This is a genomic window from Streptomyces sp. NPDC059398 (assembly GCF_042751845.1).
In the GTDB taxonomy this organism is placed as follows: domain Bacteria; phylum Actinomycetota; class Actinomycetes; order Streptomycetales; family Streptomycetaceae; genus Streptomyces.
Window position 1 is genome coordinate 10,275 of the sequence record NZ_JBHYWP010000013.1, and the last position, 19,321, is coordinate 29,595.

Genomic DNA, 19,321 nt, shown 5'->3' on the forward strand with positions numbered 1-19,321 from the left:
GGGCGCGCACCCCCGCGCCCGGGGGCTTAACTGCCCCCCCGACAACCTAACCGCCCCCCGCGCCCTCCCCCCCCCGGGTAGCCCGTCCGGGGCCGCTTCCCGTTTCCCCGGGCGGATTCCCCCCACGGGATCCGGTCCGGGCGTCTGTTGGGCGCGGAGGCCGGCTCCGCGTACTGCTGCTGCCCCGGCACGCGATCTGCCGGGGTACGTACTCGACGGGTGGGCCGCTCAAGCTCCCCGTGGCACGTGCCCCGGCCAACGCTTGCCCGGAACATCCCCCAAGATGTTCCACCGGACGTCCCCCAAGACATCCTTGGCATCGTTCACTTAGACACTCGGGGCGCCGTAATGGTTACCCCCCAAAGCGTGTGATCTGAGTCTCGTTGTGAACGTCCTGTGAAGATACGCAATTCCGAGCCGTTTGTCACTACGAACAGCGAAGAGTTGGCCATGGCAATACCTGACGCTGGGGTTCCGGGCGGTTCGGTCATCACCCGGTCATCAGAAGATCTCCACGTACGGGCATGGATCAGGCCGGATCCACGAGCTCATAGCCCGCTTCGTGCAGCACCGAACGCACCGTTCCCTCGTCCAGTGGGGTCTGGGAGGTGACGGTCACCTGTCCGGTGGCCGCGACGGCCGTGACGCCGGTGACACCGGGCAGCTCGGCGAGTTCGAGCGAGATGGCGCCCTCGCAGTGCTCGGAGGCCATTCCGGTCACCCGGTAGACGGCGGTGACCGCGCCGGTCTCCGCTCCGGAACCGCCGCCGCCGCAGCATCCGCCGCCGCAGCAGCCCGATGCGGGGGCGTCATCGGCGGGCGGTCCGGACTGGGGGAGCCCGAGGTGGGCGGTGCCCGGCTTGGCGGTCTCTGTCTCGGCGCTCATGCTGGTCTCCTCTGCTGTGCGGGTCTGCTGTACGGGTGCGCGTGTACTCATCCATGGTGCGCCTGGGACTCCTGAGGGCCACCGGGGCCCGGGTGTTGCCCATGTCCGGGCCCCGGCGCGGCGGCGTCAGCGGCCTCTGTTGCTCGGCCTGCGTGACACCCAGAGCCGGACGGTCTCCGCGTACCAGTAGGGCTTTCCGTTCTCCACCTGATCGGGTGGCGGCAGCAGCCCGTGTTTCCGGTACGAGCGGACGGTGTCCGGCTGCACCCGGATGTGTGCGGCGATCTCCTTGTAGGACCAGAGCTTTCGGTCGGTCATGTCCAGCACCTCCCTGCCTGCCGCGCGACGCCGGCCTGGGGGCCGTCGGGGGAGTCGCGGAGCTGCGCATTGGTGATCAATTCACCCTCTCCCCGGACAACGGCGTCCGAAGAGGGCAGGGGTGGGGCTGTTGATCTCCTGTGACCGAAAGGCCGCGTAACGCGGACATGCGTGACGGGTGGGTAACTCCTGTGACTCAAGCGGCACATGGGACAGATGTGTCAGGAGCAACCCTCAGGAGCGACCTTCCGGACGCCACCGGCCCGGCACCATCCGGACGAAAGACCTGTGGGGCAGCCCTCAGGCCCCGCAGGAGCGAAGGAACGCGCGGGTGCGGCGGGCGATCGGCAGGGGCCGGTCGGGCGGGCACGGATACATGTCCTGCTCGACGATCGCGAACAGATCGGTCCCCAGCTTCCGCGCCGCGTCGAGTACCGGCTCCAGCGCCGGGAGCCCCTGCGGCGGCTCGCACATCACCCCGCGCGCCACGGCGGGCCCGAACGGCAGTTGTTCTGCCCGCACCTGAGCCAGCACCGCCGGGTCCACCTGCTTCAGATGCAGATAGCCGATCCGCTCCCCGTACGTCTCGATGAGCCGCACACTGTCCCCGCCGCAGTACGCGTAGTGCCCGGTGTCCAGGCAGAGCGAGACGAGATCCGGGTCGGTCGCGTCCAGGAAGCGGGTGACGTTCTCCTCGGTGTCGATATGGGTGTCCGCGTGCGGGTGCACCACGATCCGCAGCCCGAACCGCTCCCGCACCTCACGGCCCAGACGCTCTGTCAGCCGGGTGAGCTGCCGCCACTGGCCGGCGTCGAGGGTGTCGGACTCCTTCACCTCACCCGTCTTGTCGTCGCGCCAGAACGACGGGATGACGACGAGGTGCCCGGCCCCGGCGGCCTGCGCGAGTGCGGCGACGTCGGCGACATGCGCCCAGGTCGCGTCCCAGACGGCCGGCCCGTGGTGCAGCCCGGTGAAGACCGTCCCGGCCGACACCCGCAGCCCGCGCCGGGCGGTCTCGCCGGCGAGGCGGGCCGGGTCGGTGGGCAGATAGCCGTACGGGCCCAGCTCGATCCACTCGTAGCCGGACGCGGCGACCTCGTCGAGGAAGCGGGTCCAGGGGACCTGGAGCGGGTCCTCGGGGAACCACACGCCCCAGGAGTCGGGTGCCGAGCCGATCCGGATCTGCGTCATGGACCAAGGCTTCCGCCAGGCCCGGAACGCTGTCAAGCGTTCGTCCGAATGTCAGGACAATGCGTTGACAGGGCTCCGAGGGGGGAGTTAGACCTGAGGGCCCGTTGACCGGCCCCCGCCGTCCGGCCCCGGAGCCGGGCGCCGCCCGCCGATGGAGAGGCCATGGGGGGCATGGAGAGGCCGATGGAGAGGACGTGCACGGTGTACGACCTGATCACGATGGGCCGGATCGGGGTGGACCTCTACCCCCTGCAGGCCGGCGTGCCACTCGCCCAGGTCGACACCTTCGGCAAGTTCCTCGGCGGCTCGGCGGCGAATGTCGCGGTCGCGGCGGCGCGGCTGGGGCACCGGACGGCGGTCGTCACCCGGACGGGCGCCGACCCCTTCGGTGACTACCTCCACCAGGAGCTGCGGGACTTCGGTGTCGACGACCGCTGGGTGACCCCCGTGCCCGGCCTGCCGACGCCGGTGACCTTCTGCGAGGTGTTCCCGCCCGACGACTTCCCGCTGTACTTCTACCGGCAGCCGAAGGCGCCCGATCTGGAGATGTACGGGCATGAGCTGGACCTGGGCGCGATCCGGGCCGCGCGGGTGTTCTGGATGACCGGGACCGGGCTCTGCGCCGAGCCCAGCCGTACGGCGACGCTGGCCGCCCTTGAGGCCAGGAGCGCCGCACTCATCGCCTCGGATCCGGCGGCCCCGGCCGCCCCTGACTCCGCGGCGCCGGCCGTTCCGGATCCCGCCGCCCCAGCCGCCCCTGCCACCTCTGCCGCCCCTGATCCCGCCCCTCCGGCTGAGATCCGGGCCACCGTCTTCGACCTGGACTGGCGCCCGATGTTCTGGGCCGGCGAGCCGGGCCCGCACTACGCCCGAGCGCTGCGCCACGCCACCGTGGCCGTCGGCAACATCGACGAGGTCGAGATCGCCACCGGCGAGCGCGAACCCCGCGCGGCGGCCGAGGCACTGCTCGCCCGGGGGCCGGAGCTGGCCGTCGTCAAGAAGGGCCCCGGCGGGGTCCTCGCCGTCCACCGGGACGGACGCACCGCCGATGTGGAGCCTGTGCCGGTGGATGTCGTCAACGGCCTGGGCGCGGGCGACGCGTTCGGCGGGGCGCTCTGCCACGGTCTGCTCGCCGGATGGGAGCTGGAGCGCACCATCCGGTACGCCAACGCGGCCGGGGCCATCGTCGCCTCCCGGCTGGCCTGCTCGTCCGCGATGCCGTACGCATCCGAGGTCGACGCCGCCCTCCAGGAAGTGCGCCCGTGACCGGCGGCGCGGTGGCCTCGATCGGTGAACTCGTGGGCACCAGGACCCGCCATCCGGAAGCCGTCGCCGAGGCCGCCGCCCGCCGCGCCCGCAGACCGCTGCTCGGCGAAGGCGGCCGGCTGATGATCGTGGCCGCCGACCATCCGGCCCGCGGCTCACTCGCCGTCGGCGGCCGGGACCTCGCCATGGCCAACCGCCACGAGCTGCTGGAGCGGCTCTGCCTCGCCCTCTCCCGGCCGGGCGTGGACGGGGTGCTCGCCACCGCCGACATCCTGGAGGACCTGCTGCTCCTGGGCGCCCTGGAGGGCCGCGTCGCGATGGGCTCGATGAACCGCGGCGGTCTCGCCGGGGCCTCCTTCGAGCTGGACGACCGCTTCACCGGCCACCGCGCCCAGGATCTGGCCCGCCTCGGTTTCGACGCGGGCAAGCTGCTGCTCCGTATCGACTACGAGGACCCCGGCTCGCCCGCCACCCTGCACGCCGCCGCCCGCGCCATCGACGAGATGGCCGCCCGCGCGCTGCCGGTCTTCGTCGAGCCGTTCATCTGCCACCGGGTGGACGGCCGGCTCCGCAACGACCTCACGGCGGACGCGGTCACCCGCTCCCTGGCCATCGCGTCCGGGCTGGCCGGCACCTCCGCGTACACCTGGCTCAAGGTGCCCGTCACCGCCGACCCCGACGACATGGCGCGGGTGATGGAGACCACCACCCTGCCCGCGGTGCTGCTCGGCGGCGAACCGGGCGGCGACCAGGACGCCACGTACGAGAAGTGGCGCACCGCGCTCCGACTCCCCACCGTCCAGGGCCTGGTGGCCGGGCGCTCACTGCTCTACCCGGCGGACGGGGACGTGGCGGGCGCCGTGGACATCGCGGTGGGACTGCTCCAGCCGCCCGGGAGGGACGTATGAACGACAGCGGACATATGAGCGGCAGCCGACCCGTGCACGGCGGCCGACGTACGAGCGGCAGCCGCCCGGACGGCGGGGACGCGCTGGTGCGGGCGGGCAGTACGGCCCGTGCCCCGTACGCACTCGACATCGGTCCGCGGCAGGCCGGCTGGGACCGCTCGGCGCTGCGGATCCTGGAGCTCGCCCCCGGAGATTCACACGGTCTTTCCACGGACGACAGCGAATGGATCGTGCTGCCGCTCGCCGGGGGCTGTACGGTCCTGGTCGACGGAGAGAGTATCGAACTGCGGGGCAGGGCAGGGGTGTTCGACGGAGTCACCGACTTCGCCTATCTGCCGCGTGATTCCCGCGCACAGATCTCCTCCGGTGCGGGAGGCCGGTTCGCCCTGGCAGGAGCGAAGTGCGAGCGACGACTCCCCGCCCGCTACGGCCCCGCGCCGGAGGTCCCCGTCGAGCTGCGCGGCAGCGGCAGCTGCTCGCGCCAGGTCAACAACTTCGCCGCCGCCGACACCTTCGTGTGCGACCGGCTCATCGCGGTCGAAGTGCTCACCCCCGGCGGCAACTGGTCGTCCTTCCCGCCCCACAAGCACGACGAGGACCGCCCCGGCCGGGAGTCGGTACTCGAAGAGATCTACTACTTCGAGATCGAGGGCGGCGGCCCCGGCTACCACCGGGTCTCGCCGTCCAGGCCCGGCGGCACCGATCTGCTCGCCGAGGTCCGCAGCGGGGACACGGTGCTGATCCCGGACGGCTGGCACGGTCCTTCGATGGCCACCCCGGGGCACCACATGTACTACCTCAATGTGATGGCGGGGCCGGGCGCCGAGCGCGAGTGGCTGATCAGCGACCACCCCGACCACGCGCGGATCCGGGAGACCTGGGAGACGGAGCCCGTCGACCCGAGGCTCCCGCTGTACGGCAACGGGGCCCAGCCGCCCGGCGAAGGGGCCCACCCGCACATCAACAGCGCACCGGAGGAGGCCCCATGATCGCCAGTCAGCCGGATGACCGGCACCCCGGCACCCGCCGGCTGACCACCGCCCAGGCCCTGGTGGCCTTCCTGGCCCGCCAGTACACCGAACGCGACGGCCGCAGGCAGCGGCTGATCACCGCCACCTGGGGCATCTTCGGCCACGGCAACGTCGCCGGTATCGGCCAGGCGCTCGTCGAGTCGGGCCAGGACACCATGCCGTACCACCAGGGCCGCAACGAGCAGGCGATGGTGCACGCCGCCGTCGGGTACGCACGGCAGTCCGGGCGGCTCTCCGCGCACGCCGTCACCACCTCCATCGGCCCCGGCGCCACCAACCTGGTCACCGGCGCCGCACTCGCCTCCGTCAACCATCTGCCGGTGCTGCTGCTCCCCGGAGACGTCTTCGCCTCCCGCCCCGCCGACCCGGTGCTCCAGCAGCTCGAAGTCCCCTACGCGGGCGATGTGTCGGTCAATGACTGTCTGCGGCCGGTCTCCAAGTACTTCGACCGGATCACCCGCCCCGAGGCGCTGATCCCGGCCGCGCTCGCCGCGATGCGGGTGCTGGCCGATCCGGAGCTGACCGGTGCGGTGACGCTCGCGCTGCCGCAGGACGTACAGGCCGAGGCGTACGACTGGCCGGAGGAGTTCTTCGCCGAGCGGGTCTGGCGAGTGCCCGTACGACGGCCGGACGCCACCGAGCTGGCCGACGCGCTCGCCGCGGTCCGCGCCGCGCACCGCCCGCTGATCGTCGCGGGCGGCGGGGTGCGCCACAGCGGCGCCCAGGAGGCCTTGCGCGCTCTCGCCGACACCACCGGCATCCCGGTGGCCTCCACCCAGGCGGGCAAGGGCTCGCTGCCGTACGACCACCCGGCGGACGTCGGGGGCATCGGCCACACCGGGACCGCGACCGCCGACGGTCTTGCCCGCGCCGCCGACCTGGTGATCGGAGTCGGCACCCGGTACACCGACTTCACCACCGCTTCCGGGACGCTCTTCCAGCACCCCGGCGTCCGGTTCGTCAACATCAACATCGCCGGGTCCGACGCGCACAAGCTGTCCGCGCTCCCGCTCGTCGCGGACGCCCGCGCCACCCTGGAGCGGCTGACCGGCGCGCTCACCGGACACCGGGTGTCCGCCGCGTACGAGGGCGCGTACCGCGCGGCGAAGGCCGAGTGGGAGGCGCGGGTCACCGCCGCCTACACCGGCAGCGAGGACTCGGCGCCCACCCAGGCACAGGTGCTCGGGGCGCTCGACGCGCTGGTGACCGGCGAGGACATCGTCATCAACGCGGCGGGCTCGCTCCCCGGCGACCTGCACCAGCTCTGGCGGACCCGCTCCGCCGACCAGTACCACGTCGAGTACGGCTACTCCTGTATGGGGTACGAGATCCCGGCCGCGATCGGCGTCCAGCTGGCGGCGCCCGGCCGGCCCGTCTGGGCGCTGGTCGGCGACGGTACCTATCTGATGAACCCGACCGAGCTGGTCACCGCGGTCCAGGAGCGGCTGCCGGTCAAGGTCGTCGTCCTGCAGAACCACGGGTACGCCTCGATCGGCGGGCTCTCGGAGTCGGTGGGCGCCGAACGCTTCGGTACGGCCTACCGCTTCCGGGCCCCGGACGGCACGTACACCGGCGGCCCGCTGCCGGTCGACCTGGCGGCCAACGCGGCCAGCCTCGGGATGGCCGTCCTGCGCGCCAAGACCCTGCGTGACCTGCGGGAAGCGCTGACCGCCGCCCGTGCGTCGGACCGTCCCACATGTGTCTACGTGGAGACCGAAACGGCAGACACAGTGTCGGGGCCGCCCCCGGCGCAGGCGTGGTGGGATGTTCCCGTGGCCGAGACCGCCACCCGCCCCTCGGCGGTCGGGGCCCGGGAGGAGTACGACCGGCAGGTCGCGGCCCGACGCCGTCATCTCTAAGGCTTTGTAAGGAGCGTTCACCATGAAGACCGTCAACCACTGGATCGGTGGCAAGGCCGTCGACGGCACATCGGGCAACTGGGGCCCGGTCACCGACCCGGCGACCGGCGCCGTCACCACCCAGGTCGCGCTGGCGTCGGCCGAAGAGGTGGACGCGGCGGTCGCCTCGGCGAAGGCCGCGTACGCGACCTGGGGGACCTCCTCGCTCTCCGCGCGCACCACGGTCCTCTTCCGCTACCGCGCGCTCCTCGACGCCCACCGTGACGAGATCGCCGCGCTGATCACCGCCGAGCACGGCAAGGTGCACTCCGACGCGCTCGGTGAGGTCGCCCGCGGTCTGGAGATCGTGGAGCTGGCCTGCGGGATCACCACCCAGCTCAAGGGCGAGCTGTCCACCCAGGTCTCCAGCCGGGTCGACGTTTCGTCGATCCGGCAGTCGATCGGTGTCGTCGCGGGCATCACGCCCTTCAACTTCCCGGCCATGGTGCCGATGTGGATGTTCCCGCTGGCCGTCGCCTGCGGCAACACCTTCGTACTGAAGCCCAGCGAGAAGGACCCGTCGGCCGCCAACCTGCTGGCCGAGCTGGCCACCGAGGCCGGTCTGCCGGACGGTGTGCTGAATGTGCTGCACGGCGACAGGGTCGCGGTGGAGGCCCTGCTGAGCCACCCGGATGTCGCCGCCGTCTCCTTCGTGGGCTCCACCCCGATCGCCCGCCACATCCACGCCACCGCCACCGCGCACGGCAAGCGCGTCCAGGCGCTCGGCGGTGCCAAGAACCACATGCTGGTGCTGCCCGACGCCGACCTGGACGCCGCGGCCGACGCCGCGGTCTCCGCCGCTTACGGCTCCGCGGGCGAGCGCTGCATGGCGATCTCCGCTGTCGTCGCCGTCGGCTCCGTCGGCGACGAACTGGTCGAGAAGATCCGCGAGCGCGCCGAGAAGATCACCATCGGCCCCGGCAACGACCCGTCGTCCGAGATGGGCCCGCTGATCACCAGGGCCCACCGCGACAAGGTGGCCTCGTACGTCACGGGCGCCGCGGCGCAGGGCGCCGAAGTCGTCCTGGACGGCACCGGGTTCACCGTCGAGGGCCATGAGGACGGCCACTGGATCGGCCTCTCGCTGCTCGACCGGGTCTCCACCGAGTCGGACGCGTACAAGGACGAGATCTTCGGCCCGGTCCTGTGCGTGCTGCGGGTCGGCACGTACGAGGAGGGCGTGGCACTGATGAACGCCTCGCCGTTCGGCAACGGCACCGCGATCTTCACCCGGGACGGTGGCGCGGCCCGCCGCTTCCAGCTGGAGGTCGAGGCCGGCATGGTCGGCGTCAACGTGCCGATCCCGGTGCCGGTCGGCTACCACTCCTTCGGCGGCTGGAAGGACTCGCTCTTCGGCGACCACCACATCTACGGCAACGACGGGGTGCACTTCTACACCCGCGGCAAGGTCGTCACCACCCGCTGGCCCGACCCGGCGGACGCTCCGGCCGGGGTCGACCTGGGCTTCCCGAGCAACCACTGAGTCCGGACGGCCTGTTCGGGCCGCCGGTCCCGGTGGCCCGTTCCGGTCCGGCCCCACCGACACCGCACCCACACCGCACCGACACCCCCCCGTACGCCCAAGGGCCGGGGCGCCTTGCGGGACAGCACGGGGTGACGACACCATGCGGCGGTATGCCCACGGCAGCCCCGGGACGGGGAGCCGCGGCAGGGCTCAGCACGGGTGCGGCGGAGGGAACGGTATGGGTGGGACCGGTACGGGCGGGAGCGGTATCGGCGGGGACGGCACGCACGGCGCGAAGGCCGTGCGCGGCGCGGACGAGGTGCGCAGACGCGGATTCCTGCGGAGCGCGGCGCTGGGCATGGGCACCGTGGCGGCCGGGGCCGCCCTGGTGGGCGCGGACCGCCCCGCCGCCCCCACCGGTCACGAGTCCGGCCCGGCCCCCGCATCCCGTACGGACTTCCACGGGCCCCACCAGGCGGGGGTCCTGGGGGCACCCCAGCGCACCACCGTGTTCGCGGCCTTCGACGTCACCGCCGACGGCCGCCGGGAGCTGGCCGAACTGCTGCGCACCCTCACCGACCGGGCCCGGTTCCTGACCACGGGAGGGACTCCGCCGCCGCTCGGGATCACTGCCCCGCCCAGCGACTCCGGTGTACTCGGACCGCAGGTCCCGGCGGGCGGACTGACCGTCACGGCCGGGGTCGGTGCCTCTCTCTTCGACGGCCGCTTCGGGCTCCACGGCCGCAAGCCGCTGCGGCTCACCGCCATGCCGTCCTTCCCGGACGACGACCTCGACCAGGCCGAGTGCCACGGCGACCTCAGCGTGCAGCTCAGCGCGGAGAGCCCGGACGTGGTGCTGCACGCGCTGCGGGACATCGCCCGGCACACCCGGGGCGCCATGCAGGTGCGCTGGCGGATGGACGGCTTCAGCAGCCCGGCCCGGCCCAGCGGAACACCCCGTAACCTGCTGGGCTTCAAGGACGGTACGGCCAACCCCGACGCCCGGGACGCGTCGGCGATGGACCGGCTGGTCTGGGTGGGCGCGGGCGCCGAGCCCGGCTGGACGGCGGGCGGCAGCTACCAGGTGGTGCGGCTGATCCGGATGCTGGTGGAGTTCTGGGACCGGGTCTCGCTGACCGAGCAGGAGCGGATGTTCGGCCGCGTCCGCGACACCGGCGCCCCGCTCGACGGGAACCACGAGTCCGACTCCCCGCGGTACGCGCAGGACCCCAAGGGCGATGTGATCCCGCTGGACAGCCATATCCGGATGGCGAATCCGCGTACCCCGAAGACCGAGGGGCAGCGGCTGCTGCGCCGGGCGTACAACTACGACCGGGGCATGGACTCCAACGGCAATCTCGACATGGGGCTGCTCTTCTGCTGCTACCAGCAGGACCTGGCCCGGCAGTTCGAGACGGTGCAGAAGCGGCTCGCGGGTGAGCCGCTGGTGGACTACATCAAGCCGTTCGGCGGGGGCTATTTCTTCGCGCTGCCCGGAGTACGCGACCGCACGGACTGGCTGGGCCGGGCGCTCCTCGCCCGGTGAGACCTGAACCGGAGATTCGTCGCGCTCACACCATGACGACTTTTTCTCCGAAGTCGTGAAGGGCCGTCAAGTCGGATTTCGCAGTGTCTGACTATGTCTGACTGTGCCTGCCAGGGTCTGACTGGTCGGCTTTGTCGGGGGCTTGTAACAAGGGTCCTGGTGGCTTTGGGACGCGTGGTTCCGGTGTGTTGAACTGAGGTGTGTCCGGGGTTTCTCCGGGCAGAAGTTGATCTGACGCGGCCGGTACCCCATGCGGCCCGGCGCGGTCCGGCCCTTTTTACACGAGGAGATATGCATGAAGTCATGGCGTAAGCGAATGACCTACGGTCTTGCCGTCGTTGCCGCCACGGTCGCGATTCCTCTGACCGCTGGTTCCGCCTCCGCCGCCAGCTGGCACGACATCGCCGGCGGCCCGGAGATGTACCCCAATATGGCCGCGTGCCAGGCGGACATCCCCCGCGCGAAGCAGCAGTACCAGGACGCCACCTGTGTCGACAACAAGGGGCGCATCTCGCTCTGGGTGCTGTACTGATGCCGCAGGGCTGATACCGCGGTATGGATACGGATTCCGTAGTACGCATTCCACAGCCGCCCGCACACGCCGGGGCTCCGTAATCCGACAGGCACTGTCGGTGAATTGAGGAGTTTCCGTGACGCTCGTCCTCAGGGCTTGGCGGCATTGCGCGTAATGACCCGTCATACGGATGACCTCCGGCGCATGGCGCCGGGCCGCCGCCTCAATCGGCTTCTCCGACGGGCGCTCGTATCCGGAGTTCCCGCAGCGGAACTCCCCAACTCCGCACAGCGGCCCCACCTCTCCCTGCACCAGGGGGCGGCGGGGCCGTTTCCGTGGTCGGCGGGACGCCAAACACGGACGCGGCCGTGAACCGGGACCGGCCGACGACCCGGATCAGCCGTGACGCACCACCGAGCGGCGCACAGGGGGATCCCATACGGGCTGTTCACCCCCGCGACACGGCAGCGCAGCCGTCCGGTCGTCGCGGCCGCGCACCATCTCCGCGTAAGCGACACGCCAGGCAGGCGGAAGCCGACAGCCGGCAGCGGACAGTGGAGGCGGGGAGACCATGGTCAGCACAGGGAGAACGGCGAGGCCCGGACGGCGGGCGATTCGGTGGGGCGCCTGCGCCGGGGCCGCGGCGCTCGCCGTGCTCGGGGGTCCGGCCCCCGCGTCCGCGAACCCGCACGGCCAGGGTCACCACGGCGGCGGCCACCCCATCCCCACCGCAACGCCGGTGAAGCACCTGGTGGTGATCTTCCAGGAGAACGTCTCCTTCGACCACTACTTCGGCACGTACCCGAAGGCGGCCAACACCGACGGTACGAAGTTCACGGCGGACCGGCACACCCCGAAGACCGTCAACACCCTGAGCAACGCGGGGCTGCTGAAGAAGAACCCGAACCAGTACACGCCCCGCAGGCTCTCCGCTTCACAGGCGCTGACCTGCGACCAGAACCACAACTACGGGCCCGAGCAGTACGCGGCCAACGGCGGCAGGGACGACCAGTACGTCCAGAACACCGACTCCGGAAAGTGCTCGGGGAACCTCTTCGGCGAACCCGGCCTGGTCATGGACTACTACGACGGCAACACGGTCACCGGACTGTGGAACTACGCCCAGCACTACTCCCTCGGCGACAACGCGTACAGCTCCACCTACGGCCCCTCCACACCCGGCGCGCTCAACCTGATCTCCGGCCAGACGCACGGAGTGACCTCCGCCGACCCGGCGTCCGGCACCGAGCACCCGAAGCAGACGGCGAAGCCGGACGCGTACACGGTCGTCTCACCCGACGCCAAGGGCGTCGGCACGGTCACCAACGACCCCGACCCCGCGTACGACGACTGCTCGAACAGCGACCACACCAGCAAGAACGCCCTCGCCGTGATGCACGGCGGCAACATCGGTGACCTGCTGAACAAGAAGAACGTCAGCTGGGGCTGGTTCCAGGGCGGATTCCGGCCCAGCACCGCCTGGAACGGCGAGCAGGGCGCGTACGCGACGTGCTCGGGCAGCACCCACACCAACACCGGCGGCGCCGCGTCCGTCGACTACAGCCCGCACCATGAGCCGTTCCAGTACTACCGGTCCACATCCAACCCGCACCACCTGGCCCCGGAGAACGTCGGCGAGATCGGCCACAGCGGGCGCGCCAACCACAACTACGACCTGACGGACTTCGACGCCGCCCTGAAGGCCGGCCGGCTGCCCGCGGTGAGCTTCCTGAAGGCGCCGGAGTTCCAGGACGGCCACGCCGGATACTCGGACCCGTTGGACGAACAGCACTTCATCGTCGGCCGGATCAACCAGCTGCAGAACTCCCCGGAGTGGAAGGACACCGCTGTCGTCGTCGCCTACGACGACTCGGACGGCTGGTACGACCACGCGTACGCCACACCGCGGAACGGCTCGAAGGACACCACGACCGGTTCCAACGGGAAGCCCACCGACAGCCCCGCCTGCCAGGCGGGTCCCCGCCCGGCAGGCGGCTACGCCGACCGCTGCGGCCCCGGCACCCGGCAGCCGCTGCTCGTCATCTCCCCGTACAGCAAGGTCAATTCGGTCGACCACACCCGCACCGAACAGGCTTCGGTCACCCGGTTCATCGAGGACAACTGGCACACGGGCCGCATCGGCGACGCCTCGTTCGACGCCCGCGCCGGTTCGCTGACATCGGCCTTCGACTTCCGGCACCCCAACAACAAGCAGGTCCTGCTCAACACGGACGGCTCGGTCCGGTCGGTACGCCCCATCCCCGCTCACCCGTCGCGTCCGCACTCCACGACGCTCACGAGCACGACCGGCTCCGCGACCCGCTCCGACCTCGCGACCCGCGACGCAGCAGCGGACGCCTCGTCATCGGCGGCGCTGTCGACCGGTATCGGGGCGGGCCTGGTGGTGGCAGCGGGCGGCACCGCTGTCGGACTGCGGCGCCGAAGGTCGCGTACGGACGGTTGAACCTACGGACGGCGCTGAGACCCGACCGGCGCGCGCCAGGCCCTGCCCGTGCTGGGCCTGGCGCGCACCCTGTCCGGCGGATCAGCCTGCGGCCTGTCCCGAGCCCGAGGTGTCCGACCGGCGCGGTCGGGGCGTCTGCATCTGACGGAACAGGGAGCTCAGGTCCGCGATGTCCGAGGACGACGGCGTCCGCACCGGCTTCGCGGGACCGAACTTCTTGTAGTCGACCACCACCTTCATGGAGTCGAGGTCCTCCTTCATGCGGACCGGCTTGTCATGGCCGTCGATCCAGATGTCGAAGCTGATCGAGTCCACCGAGCCGGGGAACTGCTGGAGCAACCGCTTCCTGCTCTCGGGCCCGAGCGCGGGTCCCGCCGCCCCCAGATCATCCTTGGACAGTGTGGCGTGGTAGTGGGTCGCTGCCCTGCCGAGCACGGTCTCCTTGCCAACTCTCCTGGCATCCCTGGTGTACTTCAGGGACTCGATCCCCTGCGTGGGATCGTCACTGCCACCGGTCATTGCGTCCGCATTGGATTCACCGATGACGGACGGCAGATCGATCCGTACCCAGTGCTTGCCCTTCAACCGGCCGCTCGCCTGCGGAATCACGCTGTAGTAGTACACGTTCTGTACCAGCAGCATGTTGACGTTCCTGCCAGACGCCAGGCCATCCAGTCCGACGGACTTCGCGTCCGTCCGGCCGTCGAAGGTGAGGCCGTCACCCCAGGAGTACGTCCCTTCCTTCGTCACCGGTTCATTCGTGGAGGACGGTCCAACTACCGACGAACCGGCGGCGAACGATGTGGTCATGTGTACCTCGGCCGAGCCGTACTTCTTTGTACTGTCCGTCGCCCGCTGAAGGGCGGCCGACGGTACAGCCGCATGCTTGGCTGCCCCCGCAGATGTCTTCCGGGCTGCCTTCTCAGCTGTCTCCCCTGCTGCGTGGCCGGAGCAGCCGACCGCCCCCATGACCGTCGCGAACACCGCCGCGCACAGCGCGGTTCTGCTCACTTGCGTGCTCGTCCTCATGCCCCACCCCTGGTCTTCGCTTCCGACGGGTGGAGCTTAGACCGCTGAAAATAGGAGTGTGGGCGGCTTGTCACCCCGGGTACGTTGGCGCGACGGACAGCACGATCGGACAGGCGAGCAACGCACAGCGCCGCGGGACCAGCGGGCAACCGACGGCAGGTGTACGACATGGCGACGACGGCAACAGCGCGGGGCCCCGGCAACCGGGCCCGGCTGATCGCGCGTTTCGGCCCCGCCGTCGGCACCTGGTACGACGCGCTCCCCACCCTCGTGGACGGCCTCGCCCGCTGCTGGGGTCTCGACGTGGGTGAGCCGGGCGGCGGTGGCACCTCCTGTGTGTACCGCTGCCTGCGGCGCGGGGAAGGGGGCGCGCCCGACGCCACGGTGTGGCTGAAGCTCACACCCGATCCGGTCGTCGCCACCGAGGAGGCCGCAGCCCTGCGCGCCTGGTCCGCGACCCCGTCCGTGGTCCGGCTGCTCGACAGCGACCTCCGTACCGGGGCGCTGCTGCTGGCCGGGGTGGAGCCCGGCACCCGTGTGCGGGAGAGCGGCTGGGCCACCGCCGACATCGCGAAACTCCTGTTGGACCTGCGCTCACCGCGCGCCTCCGCACCGGCCCTGCCCCCGCTCAGCGCCCGGATCACCTTCCTGTACGACCACGCGGCCCGGCGATGCGCCCACACCCCCGAGGTGCTGGCACGCGGCCGCGCCGCCGCGCTCGCCCTCGCCGCTGCCGGCCCGACCGACGGCCTGGTGCACGGCGATCTGCACCAGTCGAACGTACTGGTCGGCCCCGGCGGCGGACTCATCGCCATCGACCCCCGCCCGACGCTCGGCGACCCGGACTTCGACGCGGCCGACTGGGCCCTCGACGGGGTCACGGACGAGCACGGGCTACGCAAGCGCATCGCCGCACTGGCCGCGCTGGTACCCGGCATGTCGGCAACCCGGGTACTTGCCTGGTGCCGCGCGACGGCCCCGCTCACCTCGGGGGCGCCGGCGTTTCTGCTGTCGCCGGGGGACCGCGGGGGCGAACCCGGCGCGATCCCGTAACGCCCCCGCCCCACCTACTCCCGGCGTGGTACGCCCCCCGCCCCGGCTACTCCGTACGTACCCGGCGCAGTTCCACCCCGTGGCCCGCCGGGTTGTCCGAGCGGGCACTTAGGGTTCAGTCATGAAGCTACCCAAACCCCGCGGCCGGGTCCTCGTCTGCGCGGCTGTCGTGTTCGCCGTCCTCGTCGGGGGCGGTACGTGGACGGCCGTCGCGTCCGGCGGGTCCGCGGCCGTGCACCGTGAGGACCGGGTGATGGCGGTCGGTGGTGCCGGGGGAGTGCGTATCGACACGTCGTACTTCACGTCCGGCGGGTCCGGGCGGCGCCCCGCCGTGCTGCTCGGGCACGGGTTCGGGGGCAGTAAGGACGATGTGCGGGGGCAGGCGCAGCAGTTGGCGCGGGAGGGGTACGCGGTGCTGACCTGGTCGGCGCGCGGCTTCGGGAAGTCGACCGGGGCCATCGGGCTCAACGACCCGGCCCACGAGGTCAAGGACGTGTCACGGCTGATCGACTGGCTCGCGACCCGTCCCGAGGTCCAGCTGGACAAGCCCGGCGACCCGCGCGTCGGTGTCACCGGGGCCTCGTACGGCGGTGCGATCTCGCTGCTCGCCGCCGGGTACGACCACCGGGTCGACGCCATCGCCCCGCAGATCACCTACTGGAACCTGGCCGACGCGCTCTTTCCCGGCGGCGTCTTCAAGAAGCTCTGGGCCGGGATCTTCATCAACTCCGGCGGCGGCTGCGCCCGCTTCGAGAAGCAGCTCTGCGCGATGTACGAGCGGGTCGCCGAGAACGGGAAGCCTGACGCCGCAGCCCGCAAGGAGCTGGAGGAGCGGAGCCCGTCCGCGGTGGGCGGCCGGATCAAGGTGCCCTCACTGCTGGTCCAGGGCCAGACCGACTCCCTCTTCCCGCTGGGCCAGGCGGACGAGGCGGCACACCGGATCAGGGCCAACGGCGCACCCGTGTCGGTCGACTGGATCGCCGGCGGACACGACGGCGGCGACGAGGAGGGCAAGCGGATCAACGGGCGGATCGCCTCCTGGTTCGACCGCTACCTCAAGGGCGACAAGGGCGCCGGCACCGGACCCGCCTTCCGGGTCACCCGGACCGGCGGGGTCGACTCGACCGATGGAGCCGCGCAGTTGAGGGGCGCGAGCAGCGGAAGCTACCCCGGTCTGGAGAGCGGCGGGCATCCGCTCGCGCTCACCGGCCGTGAGCAGACCGTGCAGAATCCGGCGGGCGGCGCCCCGCCCGCGATCTCCGCGCTGCCGGGCGTCGCCGCGCTTTCCCAGCTCTCCGGGCTCGGGGTGGGAGTCTCACTGGACTTCCCCGGCCAGTACGCGCACTTCGACTCGGCGCCGCTGCCCGCCGCGCTCACCGTCACCGGCGCACCGAAGGCCAGAATCCGGGTCAAGTCGTCCGCGCCGGACGCCGTGCTCTTCGCCAAGGTGTACGACGTGCCGCCCAGCGGCAAGCAGCAGGTACTGCCCCACCAGCTCGTCTCCCCGGTCCGTATCACCGGCGCGAAGGCGGGCCGCACCGTCGAGCTGACCCTGCCCGCCGTCGACCACAAGGTCGAGGCCGGACACCGGCTGCGGCTGGTCCTCGCGTCGACCGACCTCGGCTACGCGTCCCCGGCATCCCCCGCCACGTACTCCGTCTCGCTCGACGGACCGCTGACCGTCCCCACGGTGCCCGCGCTGCGCACGGCGGGCGCCGGATTCCCCTGGTGGGTGTGGGGACTTCCCGCGCTGGGCGCGCTGATCGCGGTCGCCCTGCTCGTCCCGCGGCGCCGGGCGGTGCCCGCGCCCGACCCCGCGCTGGCGCAGCTGCCGCTGCGGATCACCGGACTGACCAAGAAGTACGCCAGGTCCACCGAGCGGTACGCGGTCCGCGACCTCTCCTTCGAGGTCGGGAAGGGCCAGGTCCTCGGCCTGCTCGGACCCAACGGCGCGGGCAAGACCACCACGCTGCGGATGCTGATGGGGCTCATCACACCGGACGGCGGCGAGATCCGGGTCTTCGGCCATGTGATCAGGCCGGGTGCGCCCATCCTCTCGCGGGTCGGCGCTTTCGTGGAGGGCGCCGGGTTCCTGCCGCATCTCTCCGGGCGGGCCAACCTCGATCTGTACTGGCAGGCCACCGGCCGCCCCACCGAGGACGCACATGCCGCCGAGGCGCTGGAGATCGCCGGCCTCGGCGACGCTCTGGACCGCGCGGTCCGTACGTACTCACAGGGCATGCGGCAGCGGCTCGCCATCGCCCAGGCCATGCTGGGCCTGCCCGACCTGCTGATCCTGGACGAGCCGACGAACGGGCTCGACCCGCCGCAGATCCGCGAGATGCGGGACGTGATGATCCGCTACGCGGCCGAGGGCCGGACCGTGATCGTCTCCAGCCATCTGCTGGCCGAGGTCGAACAGTCCTGCACCCATCTGGTCGTCATGGACCACGGACAGCTCGTCCAGGCCGGACCGGTCGCCGAGATCACCGGCAGCGGGGACACCCTCCTCGTCACCGCCGCCGAGGAGATCACCGAGGCCCTGGCCGAGAAGGTGGCGGCGCTGCCCGGCATCGGCTCCGCCGTACGGACCGACGACGGGCTGCTCGTCCGGCTCGACGGCGCCACCCCGGCCGCCCTCATCGCCGAACTGCTGCGCCTGGAGGTGCCGTTGACCGGTGTGGGGGCGCACCGCCGCCTGGAGGACGCGTTCCTCACCCTGATCGGAGGCCAACCGGCATGAGCACGACCGCACCTTCGGGCCCCGCTCTCCCGGGCCCCGCCCGCTCCGGCCCCGCACCGGCCACCGCACCCGGATACCGGGCACGGCACACGCTGCCGCTGCGGGTCGAGGCGGAACGGCAGATCAGGCGCCGGCGCACCCTGGCGATGGGCGCGGTGCTCGTCGCCCTGCCGTTCATCCTGGTCGCGGCGTTCGCCGTCGGCGGTACGCCGAGCGGCAGCGGCCGGAACGGGCCGACGCTCCTCGACACCGCGACCTCGTCGGGCGCCAACTTCTCGGCGACCTGCCTGTTCGTCTCGGCCGGCTTCCTGCTGGTGGTGCCGGTCGCGCTGTTCTGCGGCGACACGGTGGCATCGGAGGCCGGCTGGTCCTCGCTGCGGTATCTGCTCGCCGCGCCCGTGCCGCGTGCCCGGCTGCTGTGGAGCAAACTCACGGTGGCGCTGGTCTTCAGTCTGGCCGCGATGGTGGTGCTGCCGCTGGTGGCCCTCGCGGTGGGCACGGTCGCGTACGGCTGGGGGCCGCTGGAGCTGCCCACCGGGGGCTCGCTCGCCGCGGGGGACACGGTGGGGCGGCTGGCGCTCGTGGTGGCCTTCATCTTCGTCTCCCAACTGGTCACGGCTGGGCTGGCGTTCTGGCTCTCGACCAGGACGGACGCGCCGCTGGGGGCGGTCGGCGGCGCGGTCGGCCTGACCATCGTCGGAAACGTCCTGGACGCGGTGACCGCACTCGGCTCCTGGCGCGACTTCCTGCCCGCGCACTGGCAGTTCGCCTGGGCGGACGCGCTCCAGCCGCAGATCGAATGGGGCGGCATGGTCAGGGGCGCGGCCGTCTCCGTGGCGTATGCGCTGGTCCTCTTCGCGCTGGCCTTCCGGGGGTTCGCCCGCAAGGACATCGTGTCGTAGCGGTCCGGCCCGCCCCGGGGCGGGCCGCGCGATCGTGCGAAAGGCCGGAAAGAGCGCGCCCGCCGGGGGCCGAGTTGGTGGGTTCTCCCTATGGGGCCTGAGCCCGG

15 protein-coding genes are annotated in these 19,321 nt (G+C 71.7%); 11 read left to right on the forward strand and 4 right to left on the reverse strand.

Features of this window, described 5'->3' with window-relative positions; genetic code table 11:
* Positions 1–529: 529 nt before the first annotated feature.
* From ACFXBC_RS07290 to ACFXBC_RS07300, 3 genes are all read right to left on the reverse strand, one after another.
* Positions 530–886, reverse strand: coding sequence for a heavy-metal-associated domain-containing protein (locus ACFXBC_RS07290; protein ID WP_385019670.1), 357 nt, complete (start codon positions 884–886; stop codon positions 530–532).
* A gap of 126 nt (positions 887–1,012) precedes the next feature.
* Positions 1,013–1,204 (reverse strand): helix-turn-helix transcriptional regulator, encoded by a 192-nt coding sequence (locus ACFXBC_RS07295; protein WP_385019672.1) that lies wholly within the window; start codon positions 1,202–1,204, stop codon positions 1,013–1,015.
* A gap of 300 nt (positions 1,205–1,504) precedes the next feature.
* A complete protein-coding gene (locus ACFXBC_RS07300) occupies positions 1,505–2,395 on the reverse strand; it encodes a sugar phosphate isomerase/epimerase family protein (RefSeq protein ID WP_385019674.1) in 891 nt (296 codons plus the stop codon).
* 183 nt (positions 2,396–2,578) lie between these two features.
* On the opposite strand from ACFXBC_RS07300, the gene ACFXBC_RS07305 reads away from it, so the two are divergent.
* The 8 genes from ACFXBC_RS07305 to ACFXBC_RS07340 all read left to right on the forward strand — a co-directional run bounded on the left by ACFXBC_RS07305 (position 2,579) and on the right by ACFXBC_RS07340 (position 13,487).
* Positions 2,579–3,661, forward strand: a complete 1,083-nt coding sequence (locus ACFXBC_RS07305) for a PfkB family carbohydrate kinase (RefSeq protein WP_385019676.1) — start codon at positions 2,579–2,581, stop codon at positions 3,659–3,661.
* Entirely contained in the window at positions 3,658–4,569 is a 912-nt protein-coding gene (locus ACFXBC_RS07310) for a deoxyribose-phosphate aldolase (RefSeq protein WP_385019678.1), read from the forward strand. Before ACFXBC_RS07305 ends, ACFXBC_RS07310 begins: the two co-directional genes overlap by 4 nt.
* Positions 4,566–5,558 carry a 5-deoxy-glucuronate isomerase gene (iolB, locus tag ACFXBC_RS07315; protein WP_385019680.1) on the forward strand — a complete coding sequence of 331 codons (993 nt, stop codon included), beginning with the start codon at positions 4,566–4,568 and terminating at the stop codon, positions 5,556–5,558. The genes ACFXBC_RS07310 and iolB overlap by 4 nt, the downstream gene beginning before the upstream one ends.
* Positions 5,555–7,459: a 3D-(3,5/4)-trihydroxycyclohexane-1,2-dione acylhydrolase (decyclizing) gene (gene iolD, locus ACFXBC_RS07320; RefSeq protein ID WP_385019682.1), complete on the forward strand. Its 1,905-nt coding sequence runs from the start codon at positions 5,555–5,557 to the stop codon at positions 7,457–7,459. Before iolB ends, iolD begins: the two co-directional genes overlap by 4 nt.
* Before the next feature lie 22 nt (positions 7,460–7,481).
* Positions 7,482–8,981: a CoA-acylating methylmalonate-semialdehyde dehydrogenase gene (locus tag ACFXBC_RS07325; protein WP_385019684.1), complete on the forward strand. Its 1,500-nt coding sequence runs from the start codon at positions 7,482–7,484 to the stop codon at positions 8,979–8,981.
* Between the two features lie 220 nt (positions 8,982–9,201).
* On the forward strand, positions 9,202–10,509 hold the full coding sequence (gene efeB / locus ACFXBC_RS07330; RefSeq protein WP_385019686.1) for an iron uptake transporter deferrochelatase/peroxidase subunit: 1,308 nt from the start codon (positions 9,202–9,204) through the stop codon (positions 10,507–10,509).
* 295 nt (positions 10,510–10,804) lie between these two features.
* Positions 10,805–11,041 carry a hypothetical protein gene (locus ACFXBC_RS07335; RefSeq protein WP_385019688.1) on the forward strand — a complete coding sequence of 79 codons (237 nt, stop codon included), beginning with the start codon at positions 10,805–10,807 and terminating at the stop codon, positions 11,039–11,041.
* A 553-nt stretch (positions 11,042–11,594) separates the two neighbouring features.
* Positions 11,595–13,487, forward strand: a complete 1,893-nt coding sequence (locus ACFXBC_RS07340; protein ID WP_385019690.1) for a phospholipase C — start codon at positions 11,595–11,597, stop codon at positions 13,485–13,487.
* A gap of 81 nt (positions 13,488–13,568) precedes the next feature.
* Here the strand turns inward: ACFXBC_RS07340 and ACFXBC_RS07345 are convergent, their stop codons facing one another.
* Positions 13,569–14,297 carry a hypothetical protein gene (locus ACFXBC_RS07345; RefSeq protein ID WP_385019692.1) on the reverse strand — a complete coding sequence of 243 codons (729 nt, stop codon included), beginning with the start codon at positions 14,295–14,297 and terminating at the stop codon, positions 13,569–13,571.
* 387 nt (positions 14,298–14,684) lie between these two features.
* On the opposite strand from ACFXBC_RS07345, the gene ACFXBC_RS07350 reads away from it, so the two are divergent.
* From ACFXBC_RS07350 to ACFXBC_RS07360, 3 genes are all read left to right on the forward strand, one after another.
* Positions 14,685–15,569 carry an aminoglycoside phosphotransferase family protein gene (locus tag ACFXBC_RS07350; protein WP_385019694.1) on the forward strand — a complete coding sequence of 295 codons (885 nt, stop codon included), beginning with the start codon at positions 14,685–14,687 and terminating at the stop codon, positions 15,567–15,569.
* Positions 15,570–15,690: 121 nt separating this feature from the next.
* Positions 15,691–18,312, forward strand: a complete 2,622-nt coding sequence (locus ACFXBC_RS07355; RefSeq protein ID WP_385019695.1) for an alpha/beta fold hydrolase — start codon at positions 15,691–15,693, stop codon at positions 18,310–18,312.
* Complete coding sequence (locus tag ACFXBC_RS07360) at positions 18,309–19,214, forward strand: ABC transporter permease (RefSeq protein ID WP_385019697.1); 906 nt, start codon at positions 18,309–18,311, stop codon at positions 19,212–19,214. Before ACFXBC_RS07355 ends, ACFXBC_RS07360 begins: the two co-directional genes overlap by 4 nt.
* Positions 19,215–19,321 lie beyond the last annotated feature (107 nt).